Annotated in this window: 21 protein-coding genes, 3 tRNA genes and 3 pseudogenes; 18 read left to right on the top strand and 9 right to left on the bottom strand. The window is 54.8% G+C overall.

Annotation, left to right across the window (positions count from 1 at the left end; translation table 11 throughout):
* Window positions 1-32: 32 nt before the first annotated feature.
* The 5 genes from pal to nadA all read left to right on the top strand — a co-directional run bounded on the left by pal (window position 33) and on the right by nadA (window position 3,094).
* Complete coding sequence (gene pal, locus A3OI_RS0111145; RefSeq protein WP_018404347.1) at window positions 33-602, top strand: peptidoglycan-associated lipoprotein Pal; 570 nt, start codon at window positions 33-35, stop codon at window positions 600-602.
* Window positions 603-667: 65 nt separating this feature from the next.
* A complete protein-coding gene (ybgF, locus tag A3OI_RS0111140) occupies window positions 668-1,435 on the top strand; it encodes a tol-pal system protein YbgF (RefSeq protein ID WP_018404346.1) in 768 nt (255 codons plus the stop codon).
* A gap of 84 nt (window positions 1,436-1,519) precedes the next feature.
* Window positions 1,520-1,595 (top strand) — tRNA-Lys (locus A3OI_RS0111135).
* Window positions 1,596-1,755: 160 nt separating this feature from the next.
* Window positions 1,756-1,831: transfer RNA gene (locus A3OI_RS0111130), tRNA-Lys, on the top strand.
* A 186-nt stretch (window positions 1,832-2,017) separates the two neighbouring features.
* A complete protein-coding gene (nadA, locus tag A3OI_RS0111125) occupies window positions 2,018-3,094 on the top strand; it encodes a quinolinate synthase NadA (RefSeq protein ID WP_018404345.1) in 1,077 nt (358 codons plus the stop codon).
* Window positions 3,095-3,099: 5 nt separating this feature from the next.
* Here nadA and A3OI_RS0111120 read toward each other — a convergent pair whose 3' ends face one another.
* On the bottom strand, window positions 3,100-4,602 hold the full coding sequence (locus A3OI_RS0111120) for a M48 family metalloprotease (RefSeq protein WP_018404344.1): 1,503 nt from the start codon (window positions 4,600-4,602) through the stop codon (window positions 3,100-3,102).
* Between the two features lie 127 nt (window positions 4,603-4,729).
* On the opposite strand from A3OI_RS0111120, the gene A3OI_RS0111115 reads away from it, so the two are divergent.
* The gene (locus A3OI_RS0111115) at window positions 4,730-4,975 is read left to right on the top strand and encodes a sulfurtransferase TusA family protein (RefSeq protein ID WP_018404343.1); all 246 of its coding nucleotides are present in this window, start codon (window positions 4,730-4,732) and stop codon (window positions 4,973-4,975) included.
* Window positions 4,975-6,048 carry an AI-2E family transporter gene (locus tag A3OI_RS0111110; RefSeq protein WP_018404342.1) on the top strand — a complete coding sequence of 358 codons (1,074 nt, stop codon included), beginning with the start codon at window positions 4,975-4,977 and terminating at the stop codon, window positions 6,046-6,048. The genes A3OI_RS0111115 and A3OI_RS0111110 overlap by 1 nt, the downstream gene beginning before the upstream one ends.
* Before the next feature lie 13 nt (window positions 6,049-6,061).
* Here A3OI_RS0111110 and A3OI_RS0111105 read toward each other — a convergent pair whose 3' ends face one another.
* On the bottom strand, window positions 6,062-6,529 hold the full coding sequence (locus tag A3OI_RS0111105) for a peroxiredoxin (protein WP_018404341.1): 468 nt from the start codon (window positions 6,527-6,529) through the stop codon (window positions 6,062-6,064).
* Between the two features lie 74 nt (window positions 6,530-6,603).
* Between A3OI_RS0111105 and dapA the strand changes: the two genes are divergently transcribed.
* From dapA to A3OI_RS0111080, 5 genes and pseudogenes are all read left to right on the top strand, one after another.
* Entirely contained in the window at window positions 6,604-7,482 is an 879-nt protein-coding gene (gene dapA / locus A3OI_RS0111100) for a 4-hydroxy-tetrahydrodipicolinate synthase (RefSeq protein ID WP_018404340.1), read from the top strand.
* 35 nt (window positions 7,483-7,517) lie between these two features.
* On the top strand, window positions 7,518-8,663 hold the full coding sequence (gene bamC, locus A3OI_RS0111095) for an outer membrane protein assembly factor BamC (protein WP_018404339.1): 1,146 nt from the start codon (window positions 7,518-7,520) through the stop codon (window positions 8,661-8,663).
* Window positions 8,664-8,723: 60 nt separating this feature from the next.
* Window positions 8,724-9,437 carry a phosphoribosylaminoimidazolesuccinocarboxamide synthase gene (gene purC, locus A3OI_RS0111090; RefSeq protein ID WP_026224147.1) on the top strand — a complete coding sequence of 238 codons (714 nt, stop codon included), beginning with the start codon at window positions 8,724-8,726 and terminating at the stop codon, window positions 9,435-9,437.
* A gap of 28 nt (window positions 9,438-9,465) precedes the next feature.
* Window positions 9,466-10,207, top strand: a pseudogene (locus tag A3OI_RS19970) (TIGR04219 family outer membrane beta-barrel protein).
* Between the two features lie 12 nt (window positions 10,208-10,219).
* Window positions 10,220-11,227, top strand: a complete 1,008-nt coding sequence (locus tag A3OI_RS0111080) for an NAD-dependent epimerase (protein WP_018404337.1) — start codon at window positions 10,220-10,222, stop codon at window positions 11,225-11,227.
* A 51-nt stretch (window positions 11,228-11,278) separates the two neighbouring features.
* Here the strand turns inward: A3OI_RS0111080 and A3OI_RS0111075 are convergent, their stop codons facing one another.
* Complete coding sequence (locus tag A3OI_RS0111075) at window positions 11,279-12,181, bottom strand: RluA family pseudouridine synthase (RefSeq protein ID WP_018404336.1); 903 nt, start codon at window positions 12,179-12,181, stop codon at window positions 11,279-11,281.
* A gap of 436 nt (window positions 12,182-12,617) precedes the next feature.
* On the opposite strand from A3OI_RS0111075, the gene A3OI_RS19965 reads away from it, so the two are divergent.
* The 3 genes and pseudogenes from A3OI_RS19965 to A3OI_RS24685 all read left to right on the top strand — a co-directional run bounded on the left by A3OI_RS19965 (window position 12,618) and on the right by A3OI_RS24685 (window position 14,462).
* Window positions 12,618-13,181, top strand: coding sequence for an efflux RND transporter periplasmic adaptor subunit (locus A3OI_RS19965; protein ID WP_228702955.1), 564 nt, complete (start codon window positions 12,618-12,620; stop codon window positions 13,179-13,181).
* A 21-nt stretch (window positions 13,182-13,202) separates the two neighbouring features.
* Window positions 13,203-13,722: pseudogene (locus A3OI_RS0111065) on the top strand (ABC transporter ATP-binding protein); the annotation flags it as partial.
* Between the two features lie 163 nt (window positions 13,723-13,885).
* Window positions 13,886-14,462 (top strand): annotated as a pseudogene (locus A3OI_RS24685) (TolC family protein).
* 47 nt (window positions 14,463-14,509) lie between these two features.
* Here the strand turns inward: A3OI_RS24685 and A3OI_RS0111050 are convergent.
* Window positions 14,510-14,902, bottom strand: coding sequence for a glutaredoxin family protein (locus A3OI_RS0111050; RefSeq protein ID WP_018404334.1), 393 nt, complete (start codon window positions 14,900-14,902; stop codon window positions 14,510-14,512).
* A gap of 128 nt (window positions 14,903-15,030) precedes the next feature.
* On the opposite strand from A3OI_RS0111050, the gene A3OI_RS0111045 reads away from it, so the two are divergent.
* On the top strand, window positions 15,031-15,975 hold the full coding sequence (locus A3OI_RS0111045; RefSeq protein WP_228702954.1) for an ROK family protein: 945 nt from the start codon (window positions 15,031-15,033) through the stop codon (window positions 15,973-15,975).
* Window positions 15,976-16,056: 81 nt separating this feature from the next.
* Here the strand turns inward: A3OI_RS0111045 and A3OI_RS0111040 are convergent, their stop codons facing one another.
* Window positions 16,057-17,004 (bottom strand): DMT family transporter, encoded by a 948-nt coding sequence (locus A3OI_RS0111040; protein ID WP_018404332.1) that lies wholly within the window; start codon window positions 17,002-17,004, stop codon window positions 16,057-16,059.
* A gap of 180 nt (window positions 17,005-17,184) precedes the next feature.
* On the opposite strand from A3OI_RS0111040, the gene A3OI_RS19955 reads away from it, so the two are divergent.
* Window positions 17,185-17,463, top strand: a complete 279-nt coding sequence (locus A3OI_RS19955; RefSeq protein WP_026224143.1) for a type II toxin-antitoxin system RelE/ParE family toxin — start codon at window positions 17,185-17,187, stop codon at window positions 17,461-17,463.
* Between the two features lie 12 nt (window positions 17,464-17,475).
* Window positions 17,476-17,775 carry a HigA family addiction module antitoxin gene (locus A3OI_RS0111030; protein ID WP_026224142.1) on the top strand — a complete coding sequence of 100 codons (300 nt, stop codon included), beginning with the start codon at window positions 17,476-17,478 and terminating at the stop codon, window positions 17,773-17,775.
* Window positions 17,776-17,834: 59 nt separating this feature from the next.
* Here the strand turns inward: A3OI_RS0111030 and A3OI_RS23905 are convergent, their stop codons facing one another.
* From A3OI_RS23905 to galU, 4 genes are all read right to left on the bottom strand, one after another.
* Entirely contained in the window at window positions 17,835-18,257 is a 423-nt protein-coding gene (locus A3OI_RS23905) for a GGDEF domain-containing protein (protein ID WP_228702953.1), read from the bottom strand.
* On the bottom strand, window positions 18,215-18,988 hold the full coding sequence (locus A3OI_RS23900; RefSeq protein ID WP_228702952.1) for a 7TM diverse intracellular signaling domain-containing protein: 774 nt from the start codon (window positions 18,986-18,988) through the stop codon (window positions 18,215-18,217). The genes A3OI_RS23905 and A3OI_RS23900 overlap by 43 nt, the downstream gene beginning before the upstream one ends.
* A 211-nt stretch (window positions 18,989-19,199) precedes the next feature.
* Window positions 19,200-19,276, bottom strand: a tRNA-Val gene (locus tag A3OI_RS0111020).
* A 63-nt stretch (window positions 19,277-19,339) separates the two neighbouring features.
* Window positions 19,340-20,176 (bottom strand): UTP--glucose-1-phosphate uridylyltransferase GalU, encoded by an 837-nt coding sequence (gene galU / locus A3OI_RS0111015; RefSeq protein WP_026224141.1) that lies wholly within the window; start codon window positions 20,174-20,176, stop codon window positions 19,340-19,342.
* Window positions 20,177-20,366: the final 190 nt, after the last annotated feature.

Below are 20,366 nucleotides of genomic sequence, written 5' to 3'. Positions count from 1 at the left end.
ATTTTTAACCTATTGATTACAAGGAAATACTCATGAAGTTTTCAGTTCAGTCCAAAGCCATTGCCATGCTGTTCTCGGTTGGCCTTATTGCCGGTTGTAGCTCTACCGGCGACCCGATGGAAGACGCCGATTACGGTTCCGATGTGTCAGCGGTAGACCAGCAGGGTGGCTCCACCGTGTACAGCGATGGCAGCCGTGACGGTGTATCGTCTTCACAGCTGAGCGAAGAAGAGCGTATGGCTGCACAACAGCAGTCGCAACAGATGGCACTGCGTGATGTTACCGTGTTCTACTTTGATTTTGACACCGCTGAAATCAACGCAGAATCCCGTGACGCACTGGTTGCCCATGCGCGCTACCTGTCTGCTAACCCGTCAATGAACGCCCGCCTGGAAGGCCATGCGGACGATCGTGGCACCAAAGAATACAACCTGGCCCTGGGCGAGCGCCGTGCTAACGCAGTGCAGCGCTTCCTGATTGTAAGTGGCGCTTCACGTGGCCAGCTTGAAACCATCAGCTATGGTGAAGAAAAGCCAGCGGTACAGGGCATGAGCGACAGCGCCCGTTCCCAGAACCGTCGGGTAGAGCTGATTTTCCGTTAAACCTCGTAGTGTTAACACTCACTGTTAACACTACGAGGAACTTTTAGCCTTCATCAGGTACGCCCATGACTATAAAGCTCATGGCGGCTGCCACCCTCCTGTTTGCGGTAACGCAGGCAGGAGCGGTGCTGGCACAGTCGTCGACACCGGCATTCCAGAATAATGCGTCTGAGGCCAGCCGCCAGGCCGGCAATAATCAAGCGAGTGCAGAACTGTTTTACATGCTTCAGCAGTTGCAGGGCGATTTACGGCGTCTGCAGGGTGAGGTAGAAGAGCAACGCCATCTGCTAGAACGCCTGGAGCAACAGGGCCGCGATCGCTACATTGATCTTGACCAGCGTATTCTGAAGCTGACTGCAGCGCAGCAGCAGGCGCAGGTGGCCGCCAGTGCCGCACCTCCGCCCGCACCTGCCAGCGTGCAAACCAAAGACTATCGTCAGCCTTCTGCTGAAGAAAGCAAAGCCTACAACAGCATTGTTGATCTGATTCGTAACCAGAAAAAATACGACCAGGCGATCACCCAAATTTATGAGTTTCTGGACACCTATCCCGAAGGCGACCTAACCGTGAATGCCTATTACTGGCTCGGTGAAGTCTATCTGGTGAAACCGCAGCTTGAGCAGGCCAAGCAGGCCTTTAGCATTGTTGCTACGCGCTTTGCCGACCACCGCAAAGCTCCGGATTCAACCTACAAGCTTGGAGTGACTCTGGACAGGCTGGGCGAAAAGGAAGAGGCTGGCCGGCGAATGCAAACCGTGGTAAAAAACTACCCGGACAGCAGCGCGGCGAAGCTGGCTCAGAGCTATCTTGACGGCCAAAGCAGCGGCAGTTGAAGACCGGCGTTTGGGAAAAATGAAAAAAACGGGCGCAAGGGGTTGATCACGCCTGAAAAATCATTAATATGTGCGCCTCGCTCGGGGTCGTTAGCTCAGTTGGTAGAGCAGTTGGCTTTTAACCAATTGGTCGATGGTTCGAATCCATCACGACCCACCAAACACCCGTCAGGGTCTTGCTGGCGCAATGTGTTAGCGCAGATTGCGGTTATAGAGCTTCGGCGGTAAGCACTGAAGTGTTGCAGTGCTGCGGTGTTAAAGCAGTTTCAACGCGCAAGCACGCCGACCAACAGGCTGTTTGTTATTCAGTGAGCAATTTAGGGTCGTTAGCTCAGTTGGTAGAGCAGTTGGCTTTTAACCAATTGGTCGATGGTTCGAATCCATCACGACCCACCATTATTCAAGGTCTGCTGCAAAGCGGACCTTTTTTTTATCTTTTTTTCACCTTTGACTCCTCATTCCCTGCGTCCCCACGTGTTCTCCGTCGCCTTTTACCCTCCTGCCAGACAGGACACTAGAGTCTGAAATGGTATACTCGTGCTTAGAAAGTCACTGCCAGAAAGCAATTGAGAGAAGCTGCACATGACTAAAGCTGACAACCGTATCCTTGTTCAGGAATACCTGGCCCACGCCGCGGAGCCCAAGCCCCTTAACGCTGAAGAAAAGGCGCGGCTTGAAACTCGTATCAAGGCTGCTCTGAAGGAAAAAAACGCGGTTCTGGTGGCGCACTATTACGTCGACCCGGATATTCAGCGCCTGGCTGAAGAAAGCGGTGGCTGTGTCGCCGACTCCCTGGAAATGGCCCGATTTGGCAATCAACATCCCGCGTCTACCGTGGTAGTGGCTGGTGTTCGCTTTATGGGCGAAACCGCTAAAATCCTGAATCCGGAAAAAACCGTTCTAATGCCCACCCTCGAGGCCACCTGTTCGCTAGATGTAGGTTGCCCGGTGGATGAGTTTTCAGCTTTCTGCGATGAACATCCAGATCGCACTGTGGTGGTGTACGCCAACACCTCGGCGGCGGTTAAAGCCCGCGCCGATTGGGTAGTCACCTCAAGCTGCGCCCAGGCCATTGTGGAATTGCTGGACGCCCGCGGTGAAAAAATCCTGTGGGCGCCAGACAAACACCTGGGCCATTGGGTGCAGAAAACCACCGGCGCCGATATGCTGCTGTGGAACGGCTCCTGCATTGTGCACGAAGAGTTCAAGCACCGTGGCCTGGAAGATCTGAAAGCGCTTTACCCGGATGCCGCCGTATTGGTACACCCGGAATCACCGGATGCGGTCGTGGAGCTGGCCGACGTTGTAGGGTCTACCTCACAGCTGATCAACGCCGTACAAACCCTGCCGAACGAACGCTTTATTGTGGCGACCGACAACGGCATTTTTTATAAAATGCAGCAGTTGGCGTCCAACAAAATCCTGATTGAAGCGCCCACCGCCGGTAACGGTGCGACCTGTCGCAGCTGCGCCCAGTGTCCGTGGATGGCTATGAACGGGCTGGAAAACCTGCTGGCCGTGCTGGAAACACCAAAGGGCCAGACCAGCAATCAGGAAGTGCTGGTAGACGAAGCCCTGCGGGAAGACGCTCTGCGGCCTTTACAGCGCATGCTGGATTTTACCGCCAACATGAATCTGAAGGCGGCTGGCAACGCCTGAAACGTTTAACCATTGCGCCGAACGTTAAGATCGGCGGTAATGGCGCTCAGGCGCTCGGTTACAATCTGGCGCATGGGCGAGCCGGCCGTCAGTTTTTCCTGGGCCTGGCGTAATTGGCGCTGGGCCGATTCCAGGTCACCCATCAATGCATCGTATTCCGCCCTTGCCCTGTGCACTCCCACAATATTGCGCGCCATGCCTTCGGCTTCCGCCAGCTGGAACCACAAGTGTTCCTGTTGCGGCTTGCTGCGAGCCAGCTGCGACAGCAATTCCGCCGCCGCTGCGCCGTTATCCGAGGCCAGTTCCAGCTGTGCCAGCGTGTGGGTAATCGGGTAGTTGCCCGGGTTGCGGGCCAGCGCCCGCACCAGCAGCGCCCGCGCCTCGGTCAGGCGCTTTGCGGCAATCAAGCTTTGCGCCAAGGTCACCTGAAATGTAATGCGCCCGGGATTGGCTAGCAACAGCTGGTTGAGCAGGGTCTCAGCTTCAGCGTATTGGCCGTCTTCAATATAAGCCACCGCCAACCCGTAGCGAATGGCCGTAATGTTGGTGTTGTCATTAGGGCCGGCGTTTTTGGGTTCAGTGAGCGCAGCCTGAAAACTGTCGATGGCAGCGGCTGCAGAAGCCGCATAATGCACCTGCAAGCGGGCCCGTATCAGATGATATTCCGGGCTGTCTTCGATACGCACCAGCGGGTATTGCTCGGCGCGGTTCTGGGTGTCTGCCACACGGCTCTGGGTCAGCGGGTGGGTAGACAAGTATTCGGGCACGCGGTTGCCCTGCAAGCGGTTTTGCCGCGTCATAATTTCAAACATTTCCGGCATGCCGCGCGGGTCTAACCCGGCATTGGCAAGAATGTCCAGCCCCACCCGATCCGCTTCCTGCTCATTTGCGCGGCTGTATTCCAGCATATTCTGAATGGCCAGGGCCTGGGTGCCGGCAATGGCGGCAATACCAATGTCAGACTGGGTAACGGCTGTTAGCACAATACCGGCAATCAGGCCGGCGATGGTCAGCGGAGTGCTGGTTTGCTGCTGTTCCAGGCGGCGGGCAAAATGGCGTTGGCTAAGGTGGGCCAGCTCGTGGGCCAGCACCGATGCAAACTGCTGCTCGGTGCGGGCAAACAGAAACAGACCGCCGTTTACCCCTACAATGCCGCCGGGCACCGCAAACGCATTGATGGCAGGGTCATCAATCAGCGCCAGCGTCAGGTCACGGTTCTGCAAGGGCGCCGATGGCACCAGGCGGTAAAGAATGGCACCCAGGTAGTCATACACCAAAGGGTCAGTAATCTGCGGAGCGGAGCGCCGCAGCGACACCAGCACCTGGCGCCCGATATCGGCTTCCTGCTGGCCGGCAATCAGCCCACCACCGGTGCCGCCGATGGTGGGTAGCGTGCTACCCTGACTTTGGGCAGCGGCGCCTGTAGTGACACCCATCGTCATTAATGTCAGCGCCAGCAGCGCACAGAGCAGGGTATTGAAGCGAAGGTGGCCATTCAGGCTGTTCATATTCTGGGTCTATCCTGTGTCGGAATATCCTGAGCGTCACATAACCAATGATTGTGATGCAATACAATAACACTGGCGGCATAATGCCGGCTCATTAATCAAACGCTGTTACGGGTTAACGTTTAACATGGCTGATCGAACTCTGGATGCATCGGGCCTGCAATGCCCGATGCCTTTGTTGAAAACCAAACTCGAATTGAACACCATGGCCCCCGGCGAACAGCTGGAAGTGGTTGCCACAGATCCTGGTTCGGCCCGCGACATTCCGGCGTTTATCGCCTTGTCTGCCCATCACCTGGTGGAGTCCGCCGTTGACGGCAGCCAGTACCGTTTTGTTATCCGCTGCGGCGATTCAGTGCGGCGGAGCTATTAATGTTTAAGATATTACGCGGATTCGCCCACAAATACTTTTCAGATGAAGAAGCTGTCATCCTTGGGCTGATGCTGATTATCGGCACCATGTTCGTCATCTGGTTTGGCGCTATGCTGGCACCGGCCATTGCTTCTCTGATCGTTGCTTTTATTCTGCAGGGCCTGGTTACCAAGATGTTGGCCTGGAAAGTACCGGAACCGCTGGCCATTCTGGTTGTTTTTTTACTGTTTCTCGGCATTCTGGCCGGCGCCATTTTTGGTTTGTTGCCACTGGTGTGGGCCCAGCTGACCAATCTGGCTCGGGAAACACCGCGCATTATCGGCGAATTACAGTCGTATCTGGAACTTTTGCCCGAGCGCTACCCGCAGCTGGTGTCGTTGGATGCCGTAGCTACTATCTACCAGCAGGTGTCGACCGAAGTCGGGCAGGCCACTCAGTGGTTGGTGTCAGCATCACTGTCCAGCATTCCGGGCCTGTTCGCGCTGCTGATATACGCTGTTCTGGTGCCCATACTGGTATTTTTCTTCCTGAAAGACCGCGATGTTCTGTTGGGTTCTATCGCTCGCATGTTGCCACCGCAGCGTGCAACCATGCGCAAAATCTGGCACGAAGTGAATCTCCAGTGCGCTAACTACGTGCGTGGCAAAGCCCTGGAGATCCTGATTGTTGGAACCACCACTTATATAACCTTCAAAATTTTGGGTATGCCTTACGCCGCCTTGCTGTCTTTGCTGGTGGGTCTGAGCGTGGTGATTCCTTATATTGGTGCCGCAGTTGTCACGGTGCCAGTGGCTATCATCGGCTTGTTTGCCTTTGGCTGGGGCAGCCAGTTTATCTGGATAATGGTGGCATACGGTGTCATTCAGGCTTTGGACGGCAACGTGTTGGTGCCGGTGCTGTTTTCTGAAGTAAACAACCTGCACCCGGTCGCCATAATTGTCGCGGTTCTGTTTTTCGGCGGGATCTGGGGGCTCTGGGGCGTGTTTTTTGCCATCCCTCTGGCCACAATGCTGAAAGCGGTGGTGGCCGCCTGGCCGGTGCGGGAGTTACCCCCGGCACCGACCAACCGCTAAAGGCAGATAACGACTATAGTGCTTTGACTGCAGCGAGCACCTCATCAACATGGCCCGGCACTTTTACGCCGCGCCATTCCTGACGAAGTACGCCTTTGGCGTCAATCAGAAAGGTACTGCGGTCAATACCCATGTATTCTTTGCCGTAGAGTTTTTTCAGCTTGATGACGTCGAACAAAGCACAGAGCGTTTCGTCTTTGTCGGAAATCAGGTGAAACGGCAGTTCGAACTTGCCACGGAAATTGTCGTGGGATTTCAGGCCATCGCGGGACGCGCCAAAAATCTCGGTGTCATGTTCGGTGAAGGCTTGCATGTTGTCGCGGAAGTCCTGGCTCTCGGTGGTACAGCCGGGTGTATCGTCTTTCGGGTAAAAATAGATCACCACATTGCGGCCGCGTAAATCGGCCAGGCGAACCGTCTGGTCGCCGGTAGCAGTCGCTTCAAAGTCAGGTATGGTTTTGTTCAATTCTACGGATGGCATAACATCTCCTTTAATTCCCTTGTGTCAGTTCGTGCCCAACATTACCATAACGGTTTTAATCGGACGGAGCTTTTATGATTACGGGTAGCCTTGTCGCACTGGTCACACCCATGCACCCAAATGGAGACATTCATTGGGAGCACCTGGACAAACTGGTGGACTTTCACATCGAAAATGGCACTCATGGCATCGTTGCCGTGGGCACAACCGGCGAGTCTGCAACTCTGGACCCGGAAGAGCACTGTAAAACCATCGGCCACATCATCAAACGTGTGAATGGTCGCATTCCGGTGATTGCCGGAACCGGTGGCAACAGTACCCGCGAAGCCATTGCGCTCACGTCCGCGGCCCACAAGCTGGGAGCCGATGCCTGCCTGTTAGTGGTGCCTTATTACAATAAACCGACCCAAGAAGGCCTGTACCAGCATTTCCGCACCATCGCCGAAGCCGTCCCGATGATGAAGCAAATGCTTTACAACGTGCCTGGCCGCACTGCTTGCGACATGCTGAACGAAACCGTGGTTCGTCTGGCCGATATTCCCAACATCATCGCCATTAAAGACGCCACCGGCAATATTGCCCGCGGCGCCGAGTTAATTCAAGCGGTAAAAGGCCGTTTGGACGTCTATTCGGGTGACGACGCGACGGCCATGGAACTGATGCTGGCCGGCGCCAAAGGCAACGTATCGGTAACGGCCAACGTTGCCCCCCGGGCCATGGCCGATTTGTGCACGGCGGCTGTTGCGGGCAATCGCGAAGAAGCCGAACGCCTGAACGAACTGCTGATGCCCCTGAACCGCAAACTGTTCCTGGAAGCCAATCCGATTCCGGTAAAATGGGCGTTGCATCGCATGGGTATGATCGGTGCCGGCTTGCGCTTGCCATTGACGGTACTCAGCGAACCATTCCATGGCGAAGTGGAAGATGCCCTGAAAGCTTCAGGCGTACTCTGAACGTGCTGAACCCGTTCCAATACCGGAGTAAGTCCATGCAGGTTCTCTCCAGAACCCGTTATTCAAGGTGCGCAGCGCCTTTTAAAACCCAATTCTCCAAAATCCAGGCCTGTAAACCCCTGGCCATTGCCACCGGCTTTGCGCTGGTGGCGGGCTTGGGAGGCTGCAGCCTGGTGTCGGACCGTTCCGCGGATTACGTCGGTGCACCCGAAGGTAAAACCATTGAGCTGCCCGCAAGCGCCGACGAATCCCGCTTCCGACAGGTTATGCCCGTGCGTGATATTAATCTGGCCAACGCGGGCAAACTGTTCCCTGACGGCATTCCCACTCCGCCGGACATGACCTCTGAAATTCTGGACCAGAATTATGCGGTAGAAGAGCTAGACGGTCGCGCCTGGCTGTTGGTGAACGACGTGCCTGGCCGCTTATGGCCCGCAGTCACCGCGTATATGTCGGACCGCCGCCTGGGCGTTGCGTTCGACAGCCCGCAGCTTGGCTTGCAGCAGAGCGAATTGGTAAACTTCAGCCTGCGCGCTCGTGAACTGGTGCAGCTTGAGGGTGAGGCCAGCGCAAGCGAACCCAAAGTGCTGCTACAGGTACGCATTGCACCCGGCGTTCGCCGTAAATCCACGGAAATTCAGATGCGCAATATAGTGGTAGCCGATCAGCCCGAGGCTCTGCTGAGCTGGGACACCACCAGTGTGCCAGCCCCCGCTGATCTGGAGCTGCAAAAACGCCTTTTGGCCGATATGGGCGAGTTTTTGAAAGCCGGGGAAGAGAACAAGTCCTTCTCCCGCGCAGCGTCGGGCATGACCAACAAGCCCCTGGTAAAACTGATATCTGAAAACGAGCGAGCAAGTGCCATCGACATGCAGCTCGATTACGGCCGCGCCTGGGCAGAAGTCAGCCGCGCACTGAACGAATCGGATATGACCATCATAGACCTGAACCGCAGTGAAGGCTGGTTCCAGGTGGACTATCGCAGCGCCGACGAGCGCGAATCGGGCTGGTTCAGCTGGTTCAGTTGGTTTAGCGATAACGAAGCTCCGCGCCACACCCATACGGTGAACGTTACCCGCGGCGAACAGACGGTGCAGGTCAGCGCGGAAACCGCCGTTAACGACAGCGGTGAACAAACACCTTCCACGCTTCTTAACCGCCTGTTTGACTATCTTTATTAACCGCTGGCTTTACTGATGATAACCGGGCTGGCTTACGCCGGCCCGTTTTTGGAGAATCCCATGAAAAAGCGCGAAGAACTCTACGCCGGCAAGGCCAAATCGGTGCACACCACTGACGACCCCGAGCGTTTTGTACTGGTATTCCGCGACGACACCTCGGCCTTTGACGGCGAGAGAATAGAGCAGCTGAACCGCAAAGGCATGGTGAACAACAAGTTCAACGCCTTCATTATGGAAAAGCTGGAAGCTGCGGGCATTCCTACCCACTTCGAAGGCTTGCTGTCGGACGTTGAATGCCTGGTGAAAAAGCTCGACATGATTCCGGTCGAGTGCGTGATTCGTAACATCTCCGCCGGCAGCCTGTGCCGCCGTATTGGTGTAGAAGAAGGCCTGGAACTGAATCCACCCACCTTCGAACTGTTCCTGAAAAACGACGCACTGCACGACCCCATGGTCAACGAATCACTGGCGATCAGTCTGGGCTGGGCCAAAGCCGACGAACTGGCACAGATGAAAACGCTGACCTATAAAGTAAATGACGTGCTTAAAACCCTATTTGCAGACGCCGGCATGCTGTTGGTGGATTACAAACTGGAATTCGGCCGCAGCCACGGTCAGATTGTGCTGGGCGACGAGTTCAGCCCCGATGGCTGTCGTATATGGGATGCCGAAACCCGCAATAAAATGGACAAAGACCGCTTCCGCCAGGGCCTTGGTAACGTGATTGAGACCTACGAAGAAGTAGGCCGCCGCCTGGGTATGTCGTTCGACTGATACGAATTTAAAATACGGAGCATCAACTATGCGCAGATTATTCATGATTTTGGCCGGATCAGCCGTTCTGGCAGCACCAGTGGCGCAAGCAGACGTATTTGGGTTTGGGGCTCAGGTGGGTTACTGGGGTTCGGAGCTGTCTGGTGACGTTGCAACCAATGGTGGCTCGGTGGACGTTCTCGGTGGACGTTAAAGACGAGCTTAATCTGGACGGTGAAAGCAGCAATCAGCTGAGCTTGTATCTGGAGCACCCGATCCCTCTGCTGCCCAACGTGCGTGTGGCTTATATCAATATTGACCAGACTGCACGCGGCCAGTTGAGCGGTAGCTTCGATGGTATTAGCGCCGGCTCAGACGTACGCTCTGATCTGGAACTGGAACAGCTGGATTTAACCCTGTATTACGAAGTACTGGATAACTGGGTGAATCTGGACCTGGGCCTGACCGCGAGGGATTTCTCCGGCGAGTTGCTGCTGGTGCAGGGTAACGGTCAGAGTAGCCGGACGACAGCCGATGCGGTTGTGCCCATGGGCTATCTGGCAGCGCGTTTTGATCTGCCGTTCAGCGGTGCCAGTGTTGGCATTGAAGGCAATGCCATTGCCTACAGCGGTGACTCCCTGCACGATTTCAACGTGTACGGCCAGTATCAGTTGTCACTACTGCAGTTGCGCGCCGGCTATCGCCAAATGGCGGTGGATTACGAAGACGGTGACGACCGCTTCGATGTAAAAATCGATGGCCCGTTTGTCAGCGCCGGTGTGGTGTTTTAAGGAGAAAGTCTGTTGAAAATTCTGGTCACCGGTAGTGCCGGTTTTATTGGTTTCCATCTTGCGCAACGCCTGCTGGATCGCGGCGACGAAGTCATCGGTGTTGATAACCTGAATGGCTACTACGATGTGAACCTGAAAGAAGCCCGCTTGGCAAGACTAACGGGCAAAGCAGGCTTTACCGAAGTACGCCAGGATATTGCCGACCACGACCTTATGGCCGCGCTCTTTGAAGAGCACAAACCCGAGCGTGTAGTGCATCTGGCGGCCCAAGCGGGGGTGCGCTATTCCATCGAAAACCCCCAGGCCTATGTAGACGCCAACTTGGTGGGCTTTATGAATATTCTGGAAGGCTGCCGTCGCAACGATGTGCAGCATCTGGTGTATGCGTCCAGCAGCTCGGTTTACGGTGCCAACGAAGCCATGCCGTTCTCGGTGCACGACAACGTAGACCACCCGCTTAGCCTTTACGCTGCCTCGAAAAAAGCAAACGAACTGATGGCCCACACCTACAGCCATCTGTACAACTTGCCCACCACCGGGTTGCGCTTTTTTACCGTGTACGGCCCCTGGGGCCGGCCCGATATGGCGCCGTTCATCTTCACCCGAAAAATTCTGGCCGGCGAGCCAATTGACGTTTTCAACCACGGTCATCACAAACGCGATTTCACCTATATCGACGATATCGTGGAAGGCGTGGTGCGCACTCTGGATCAAATCGCGCAACCGAATCCGCAGTGGAGCGGCGCCCAGCCCGACCCAAGCACCAGCCGCGGGCCTTATCGCATCTACAACATCGGCAGCAACAACCCGGTGGAACTGGCCCGGTTTATTGAAACCATCGAACACTGCACCGGCAAAAAAGCCGAGAAAAACCTGCTGCCCATGCAGCCGGGTGACGTGGTCGCAACCTATGCTAACGTAGATAGCCTGATCAACGATGTCGGCTACAAACCCGAAACCCAGCTAGAGCAGGGCATTGAACAGTTTGTTCAGTGGTATCGGGATTTTTACAAGGTTTAAACGCGTCTTGTGTCAGCAGATTCCCATAAAGAGATTCCCTTCAGAAACTGTTTACAGGGCATCTGAGCCCAGCTGCTTTAACCGTTCCGGCAATTCCAGGGTCATTTTTGACTTCGCCAGCGGGCAGTTGAATTGCAGATAATACGCCAGCAGTTGCAAGGGTACGCCAGCGGCTGAGCCATACAGCCTGTCGGCCACAATCGGGTGGCCAATACTCGCTAAATGGCGGCGAATCTGGTGTTTTCGACCGGTTTCAATGCGCACATTTATCCTGGAAGTACTGGCCTCAGTATCCACTGCCTCGGTATTGACGGCGCTAGTATTGATGGAACTGGTATTATTGATGGAGCCGGTATTGATGGAACTGGTATTGATATAAAGAGTACTCACGTGGCTAATCGCGGCTTTACCGTCAATATCCCCGTCAATTGTCTGAACCTTCACATCCAGCGCGCCCGTTACGTCTGCCAGATACTGTTTGATGATCGTGCGCCCGGCAAACAGCTGTGACAGTGCTGCCGCGGCTTTTGAATCGTGAGCCATCAGCATCAAACCGGCGGCGTCAGCATCCAGGCGGTGAATCAAAAAGCAGGGTCGGTTTAGCTGCACGTCAGCCACCCTCAACAAACTGCAGTGATCACCCCATTGAGAGCCCTGTGCCAGCAGCCCGTGGGGTTTGAACCAAACACTGTAGCGGCCTTTGTCTTCCAGCAGTTCAGCCACTGGTGCCTTGCGCGCCAGAACCGCCTCGTCATAGTACAACTGCATGCGGGTGCCCGCTTTCACGTCGCGCTTGGCTTTGCGCAGTCGCACAATTTTACCCTTCAAGGTCCACCGGCAGGCGCCTTTCGCCATGGCGTCCTTGATGCGCTGCTTCGGCAGGCCAGAAGCCTCACTCAGAATGTCCACGGCCAGACCGGGGGTTTCTACGGTGATATCAACGGTGGTTCGCATAGCGGGCCTGATAGAAAAAGTGAGCAGCCGATTATAGAAGATATGGCTGGCCAGACAAGCAGGGGACGCCAAACCGGGGACGGATTTCAAATCCGTCCCCAATCTCCGTCCCCAATCTCGCAAGCCACCAAACCGGGGACAGATTTCAAATCCGTCCCCTATCATGCTGCCCCCAGTCCGTTGATTTTTGGTTCCGTCAGCTAAAACACCAGCACCAGCGTAAATAATCCGTAAACGCTCACCTGATGTCTGGTTATTTAAGGCGATCAGTTTAGGCTATGCCGCTTGCTTACGATTATTGAGGTTTGAAGTTGTGGTTTCATCAAGGTGGTCTTTTTCTCGTGTTCTTGTCGTTCTGGTTTTTGTTGCTGCGCTTGTGGGTGGCGCCTTTTGGGCGTATCGCCACTTTTACGCTGCAAGTAATAACACAGCTGACGTGACCACTACAGCCGTCAGCCGAGGGGACATAGACGTTTTGGTGAGCGCCACCGGCGTTCTGGAACCCAGCAACTTTGTGGATGTGGGCGCGCAGGTGTCCGGGCTGCTAGACGTGATTCACGTCAGAGTGGGCGAACACATCAGCAAAGATCAGCTGCTGGCAGAAATTGACCCGACCATTTATCTGGCCAGGGTAGACGCCAATCGTGCCCAGCTGAAAAATCAACAGGCCCAGCTAGCCATGCTGCAAGTGCAACTGGAACAGACCGCATCTACCCTGCGCGCGGAAGAGGCCAATCTGGATTACGCCCGCATTTATTCCACCATGGAAGGCACGGTTGTATCCATTACGGCCCGCCAGGGCCAAACCCTGAATACATCACAGCAAGCACCGGTGCTGATGCGCATTGCCGATCTGTCGAGCATGAAAGTCCGCGCCCAGGTGTCTGAGGCCGACGTGGGCAAGTTAGCACCGGGCGATAGGGTGTATTCACCACTCTGGGCGAACCTGGAAAGCAGATTTATGGCCAGCTTGACTACATCGAACCCACTCCCGAAGTGATCAACAACGTGGTGTTATACAATGCGTTTTTCAGCGTGCCCAATGAAGCAGGGCGACTTGCAGGTGCCTGTGCTTAAGGGCATAGATTTGAGCATTCAAGGCGGGGAATTTGTCGCCATTATGGGGGCATCCGGGTCTGGCAAGTCCACTTTGATGAACATTCTTGGCTGCCTGGATGTGGCAAGCCCCGGGCACTATCTGTTTCAGGGCAAAGACGTGTCAGGGTTCAAGCGCGACGACCTGGCTCGTGCCCGCCGCGAATCCTTCGGGTTTATATTTCAGAGCTACAATCTGCTGCCAGGCATAAGCGCGTTAGACAACGTCGAAATACCGGCCATCTACGCCAGCCTTGGCAAAAAAACAGCGCCGGGAGCGGTCTACCGAACTGCTTGGGGAGCTCGGGTTAAGCGATAAATTGCTCAACACCCCAGCCCAGCTGTCGGGCGGGCAACAGCAGAGGGTGTCCATTGCCCGCGCGTTGATGAATGGCGGTCAGATTATACTGGCGGACGAACCAACCGGCGCCCTTGACAGCGTCAGCAGCAAAGCCGCTCATCTGGACCCTGTCCAGGCCCTGGCCGCGGAGTAATCTTATGGCCATAGCTCACAACAGACTTTGCGCTTGGCGCTGCCTAAACGGCGAAGGACATTCGGTATCTGCATTTTAACGGCTTGTATAGCCCTGGCAGGCTGCGCCACTCAGATTGCCCCACCAGCTCCCGTGCTTATTGACGGCGCACCTGCGACTGCCTTGGCCAGACCTTGCCGCCGCCGAAGCCCGCTTGCAGGCGGCCAACGCAGACATCGCCCAGGCCCGAGCTGCGCTCTTGCCGGCGGTGTCATTAAGCGCGGCCCTGGGACTCTCTTCCGATGGATTGCTCAGCCTATCCAGCCCGCTGACGACTGCGAACGGTTTGCTCGCCCTGAGCCAAACCCTGTTCGACGGCGGCACTCGAAGCAATAATGTGGCGCTCAGCGAATCGCGCCAGGTTGCCCTGGTACAAAGCTATCGCTCTGAACGTGTTTTCAGAAGCGGGAGACGCTATGGCGCGCATCAATCTGTATCGGGAACAGGAACAGCGACTGGCGGAAATTGAACAGCAGGCCGATGAAACCCTGCGCTTAATTGAGGTTCGCTATTGCCAGGGCGTAGAAGATCTGATTACCCTGCTGGCCAGCCAGCGCACGTTGTTCGGTACCAGAGTACAGCGCAGCGAAGCGCGGCTGAATCATCTGCTGGCAACCGTGGATTTGTACAAAGCAGTCGGCGGCGGCTTTTAAGCCACCGTCGTGGCACGAAGGGCGTGCGGGAATGGCCGTTTAACGAATCAGGCCGGTTCGAAGCGCTGCTTCAGCCAAGCGTTGATGTCGTTGGATTCGTACAGCCATTGGTGGCTGCCGTCCGCTTTGGCAATCCGCAAGCAGGGTACTTTCACGGCACCACCGCCGGCTAAAATTTCAGCGCGGTGCTCAGTGTTATACTGGGTGTCACGCAGTTCAATATTCAAGTTCATGCGTTTGATTTCTTTACGAACTTTGACGCAGAACGGGCACGTTTTGAACTGATACAGCGCCAGGTCCCGGCACGCTTCGTCTACTTTCTGTTGCTCTTGGGCGCTACGCTGCACGGGTTTGCCACCTCCGATTTGCTCGTTGAGCAGTACAAACGGGGTCAGAATCAGCCGCAAAGTGCGGAAAAAATAACGAATAACAATTCTCATGAAAGAAGCCTTGGCGGTCGGTATTAAAAATAAGATATGCGTATTTATTTACGATCGATTCGCAACTAAGGATCGACAGGGTATCAGATTTTTTGCGCTCCGCGCAGAATCCTGTGACCATTCCGGAAATGACAAAGCAGAGTGATAAGCCCATGAACAGCCGCTGGCGGGTAGGCATCGATCTTGGTGGAACAAAAACCGAAGTTATCTTGTTAGACGGCGCCAACAAAACCCACTTTCGCGCCCGCATCGGAAGCCCTCAGGGAGACTATGAAGCCACCCTGGATGCAATCAAAGAACTGGTCGAAGCCGCTGAATTACGGGTCGGCGAAGCCGCACTGCCGGTAGGTGTGGGCATTCCCGGCTCCGTGTCGGGCCTGACAGGCCTGGTCAAAAACGCCAACTCCACGTGGCTTAACGGCCAGCCCATGGCCGCTGATTTAAGCCACCTGCTGCAACGCCCGGTTGGCCTGACGAATGACGCCAGCTGCCTTGCCCTGTCTGAAGCCAGCGACGGCGCAGGGCAAGACTACAAAGTTGTGTTCGCGGCCATTCTGGGTACCGGCTGTGGTGCTGGCATCACCGTTAACGGCCAGCTGCTCACCGGCCCGAACGGCCTTGCGGGCGAATGGGGCCACAACCCACTGCCATGGACACCACAAACAGAACTAAACCAGCGCCCGTGTTTCTGTGGCCGCTTTGGCTGCAACGAAACCTTCTTGTCTGGTACCGGGCTGGCCCTAACCCATCGCTTGCTGTGGGAAGAGCCGTTGGATGCCCGAAACATCGTTGAGCGTTTTCAAAACGATCCCCGCGCTGCCCGCTCACTCGACGATTACGCAGATCACTTGGCCCGCGGCCTGGCGGCAGTCATCAACTTGCTGGATCCAGACGTCATCGTACTGGGCGGCGGCATGTCAAACGTACCGACCCTTTACGACGAGTTGGCAACGCGTTTGCCGGCGTACGTTTTAGGGAGTGAGTGCGAAACACCCATACGCCAAGCGATACACGGCGATTCCAGTGGCGTCCGCGGTGCCGCCTGGCTAGCACAAGATAGGGGACGGATTTGAAATCCGTCCCCGCCCTAGCTCCGCCTTTTTCTCAAGATAGGGGACAGATTTGAAATCTGTCCCCGCTTCTCCCGTCCTAACCTAACTCCGCCTTTTTCTCAGCGAAGCTCGAAGAGCTGAGCTGAGCACGCCCCAGCGGTTCACGATCAATGCCGTAAAAATCAAACCGCAGCCGGCCAGCTGAACTGGCGTCATGATTTCATCAAACCATCCTGCTGCGAACAAAGACACCCAAACCGGTTCGATCACCAGAATAACGGCACCGTGGCTATGCGTAGACAAGCTCTGGGCATACGTTTGGGCAAGAAAGCGCCCTGCGGTGCCCACAATTGCGCTGGCAAGAATCCACCAGATCAGAAGCGGTGGCGGGTCACTGAACGTTGGCTGCCAGGGTTCTGTAATGAGCGATTCCACCAAAGTCACCAAGCCGACGGTAAGCAGCGCAATAGCCGTCAGTGGAAGAGCGGGAATACGCTGTTTTTCGATGGCGTTGCCCTGCCGATTGATGGCAGTACGCTGATTCGCAGCGCGGGTGTTCAATGTAAAATACAGCGCAAAAATAGAAGCCGCTATCGCGAAAAAAATCTGCGCAGGCTCTGGCTGAAAACCGTTACGAAGCGACAGAAGTGCCAGCCCGGCTACCGCGACGGGAATGGCAAGCCAGGTGCTTGCAGGTTGTGCCTCTTTAAAAAGGAGGCGAGCAATAATGGGAACGATTACCACGCCCAGGCTGGTTATAAAAGCACCTTCACCCATGCTGGTGCCATGAAACAACCCCATTACCCAGAAACTCATGGCAACGCCAAACACCAAGCCTACACCCACACCGCGTTTAACCTGATCCCCACTCAAACGTGTCAGCGACCGGCAAGCGAAAGCCGCCAAAAAGCCACCTGCGATCAAAAATCTCAGCGCCATAAACAACAACGGCGGCATCAGCAATACAGCTTCTTTGGAAAAAATCCAGCTGATGGCCGCAAGCAGGGTAACACCAACCAGAATCAGGTCAGATTTATGGGCGTTGGTCATACACAGTGCGGCTCGGCTGCCAAAAGATAGGGGACAGATTTAAAATCTGTCCCCGGGTTGCAGGTAATGTATAGTTTGCGAAGTAAAAAAGGAAGAAGGCTTATTAATAGGCCGTTTTAAAGTAAGAAAAGGCCATATTTTTGTTTGACGTTAAACGTCAAACGTCATACTCTGTATAGCATGATAAAGAGCTTCCGATGTAAGGATACAAGAAGCCTGTTCGAAACGGGGAAAACTCGTCGGTTTTCGGTGATTAAGGCTGCGGTTGAGCGCAAATTGATATTGCTTCAGTCAGCCGAGTTTTTGGACGATTTGAAATCACCTCCAGGTAATCGGCTGGAAGCTTTAACTGGCGACAGGGAAGGTCAGCACAGTATTCGTATCAACAAACAGTGGCGCGTTTGCTTTAGGTGGACAGAAGTCGGCCCGGAAGATGTTGAAATCGTTGATTATCACTAAGGAGAATGCGCAATGACTAGTAATGGTATGCGCCCTATTCATCCAGGAGAAATTCTGAAGGAAGAGTACTTGGATCCATTAGGAATGAGCGTGAATGCGCTTTCCAAGGCTCTCCATGTTCCGGCTACCCGAATGAACGAAATCGTGCGTGAAAACCGTGGCATCACAGCTGATACGGCGCTGCGGCTAGCGCGATATTTTGGTACCAGTGAACGCTTTTGGCTGAATCTACAAACTGAATTTGAGTTGCGGTGGGCGCAGATTAATAAAGCGGCTAAAATTGCCAGAGAAATTCAGCCGCGGGCGGCTTGAGGCGCCCAAAGTCGCCACCTGACTACGGACAGGGACAGATTTCAAATCTGTCCCTGATCTTAAAAACTCACACCGCCCGCCATCGCCTCAGAACAGCACACGCGATTTCGCCCTAAAACCTTGGCTTCGTACAACGCCTTATCGGCTCGCTTGATGGCGTTCTCCACCGATTCCATGGCGGTATTCACTTCCGCAACGCCTATGCTTACGGTAATACGCACGTCCAATCCATCGCCGGCATCAACAACATGTCTTTCAACGCCCCTACGAATACGTTCGGCACAACTCCGAGTTTCTGCATGGTCAGCGCCGGGCAAAAGAATCACAAACTCCTCGTCGCCAAACCGGGTGACCAGATCCCTGTCCCAGCTGTACTGTCGGAAAATGACGGCCATGTCCACCAATACCGAGTCGCCAACATGATGGCCGTGTTCATCGTTCACCGCTTTGAAATGGTCAATATCAAGTGCGATAACAGACAAAGGCTCCCGGCGGCTCTCGCCTTTTCAACCATATACTCACCCTCAGACACAAAATGTCGGCGGTTGTAGAGCTGAGTGAGCGGGTCGGTCGCCGCCTGCTGTTTGAATTCATTCTGTTTGGAGCGGATATCCTCCAGCCCGCGGTGTTCGGTGCGGTAGAACTCGCGCGTTTCGAAAATCGACATCATGAACAACAACAGAAAAATCGGCATGCTGATAACCGCCAGATTCAACACGAAAGCGGCATCGCCGTAGACATTGAACGCTTTGCCAGGCAGCCCGTAGGAGAGCGCAATCCACGTCAGGCCCGAGATGAGATACAAGGAATAGAAAATGTTCTCGCTTTTGCTGGTGGCGAAGTACAAAAGGGCGTTGTACAAAACCATTGCCAACTGGTCAACTGATGCCTGGTCAATCAGATTTTGAGAACGCTCTTGAAAGATATCGACTGAACGCACGTGGTAAGCATTGGGCAAGTGCAGAAAAAGAGCCCTTGCCTTCAGGCTCGAATTGCGCAGAGTAAACCGGAACCAGGTCACGGCCGCATTGGTGCCAAGCGAGGTTCTGCTGGTCGTCTCCTGAAAGGTTTGCTTACGAACCTCCTCGTAGCTCAGCGACTGAGAATCGTCAGTGAAATACTCAACTCGAAAATCCGTTAACCGAATCGCTTCCTGGCCGATATCCAGAGTCGGCGATGCCTGAGCTGAAAAACTCGAGATAAACAGCAACAAAAAGCACAAAGTCGTTCGGTAGGGGGGCCATTGAAGGGATCCTTACACCGGCAGAAGTGGAAAGCTTAGCACCTGCGAAGCAATTCCCCACATCAACCTAGAACGATAGGGGACAGATTTCAAATCTGTCCCCGGCTTTCAATTCCCAACCTCCAGACACAAAAAAAGCCACTAGGCTTACGCTCTAAGTGGCTTGTTTTGAACTAAATTCTGGTAGGACCAGGCAGATTTGAACTGCCGACCTCTGCCATGTCAAGGCAGCGCTCTAACCAACTGAGCTATGGTCCTGTTTTGCAACGCAGCGAAATATACTGATTCGGCTGCGATGCGTCAACTTTTTATTGGCTTAGGCTATAAGCCCTTTTTATAGATGTTTTCGTAAACATAATTGGTCGCTTCTACAAAGCCGTCTATGCTGCCGCAGTCGAAACGGCGGCCTTTGAATTGGTAGGCCAGTACGCAGCCCGTTTTGGCTTGTTCCAGCAGGGCGTCGGTAATTTGTACTTCACCGTTCTTACCAGGCGGCGTTCGCTCCAGAATGTCGAAAATATCCGGTGTCAGAATATAGCGGCCGATGATGGCCATGTTGCTGGGCGCGTCTTCCGGCGCGGGCTTTTCCACCATGTCCGTTACCCGGAACAGACCGTCTTTCATGCACTCGCCCGCAATCACACCGTACTTGTGGGTTTCGTCGGCTGGTACTTCTTCAATGGCCACAATAGAGCAGCGGAACTGGCTGTAAAGTTTGACCATTTGCGCCAACACGCCGTCTCCGCCGTCAGGCCCCACGCAGAAGTCGTCGGCCAGCACCACGGCGAAAGGGTTGTCGCCCACCAGGTTGCGCCCGGTTAGAATCGCATGGCCCAGGCCCTTCATTTCGCTTTGACGGGTAAAGGCGAAGGTATTGTTGTCAATCAAATCGCGGATAGAGGTCAGCAAGCCCTCTTTGCCAGAGCCCGCAATCTGGTGCTCCAGCTCATAGCTGATGTCAAAATGATCCTCAATGGCGCGCTTACCCCGACCGGTCACAAACCCGAATTCGTGAATCCCGGCAGCTGCCGCCTCTTCAACGCCGTACTGAACCAACGGCTTGTTAACGATAGGAAGAATTTCTTTGGGCATGGCTTTGGTGGCGGGTAAAAAGCGGGTGCCATAGCCGGCAACGGGAAACAGGCACTTCTTGATCATCATTTAGCGCGGGAGACCCCGTCCTTCAGGGCGGGGAGGGAGTGCGCGTCGTGCGTCAGCGCGACTCGTTTTCCCTGTCTCCCTTCTCCTTTGGTTGGTTGGGTTGGATGTGATAGCCGTAGCCATCCGCTCGCTGGGTTAAAACGCAGTGGCGATGAGATATTCCCTGGATGGCGCCACTGTTTGTCTG

The organism is Marinobacter gelidimuriae (assembly GCF_000372805.1).
GTDB classification, from domain to species: Bacteria; Pseudomonadota; Gammaproteobacteria; order Pseudomonadales; family Oleiphilaceae; genus Marinobacter; species Marinobacter gelidimuriae.
Note: the sequence above shows the minus strand (reverse complement) of the source record. Positions and strands in the feature narration are given on the sequence as shown.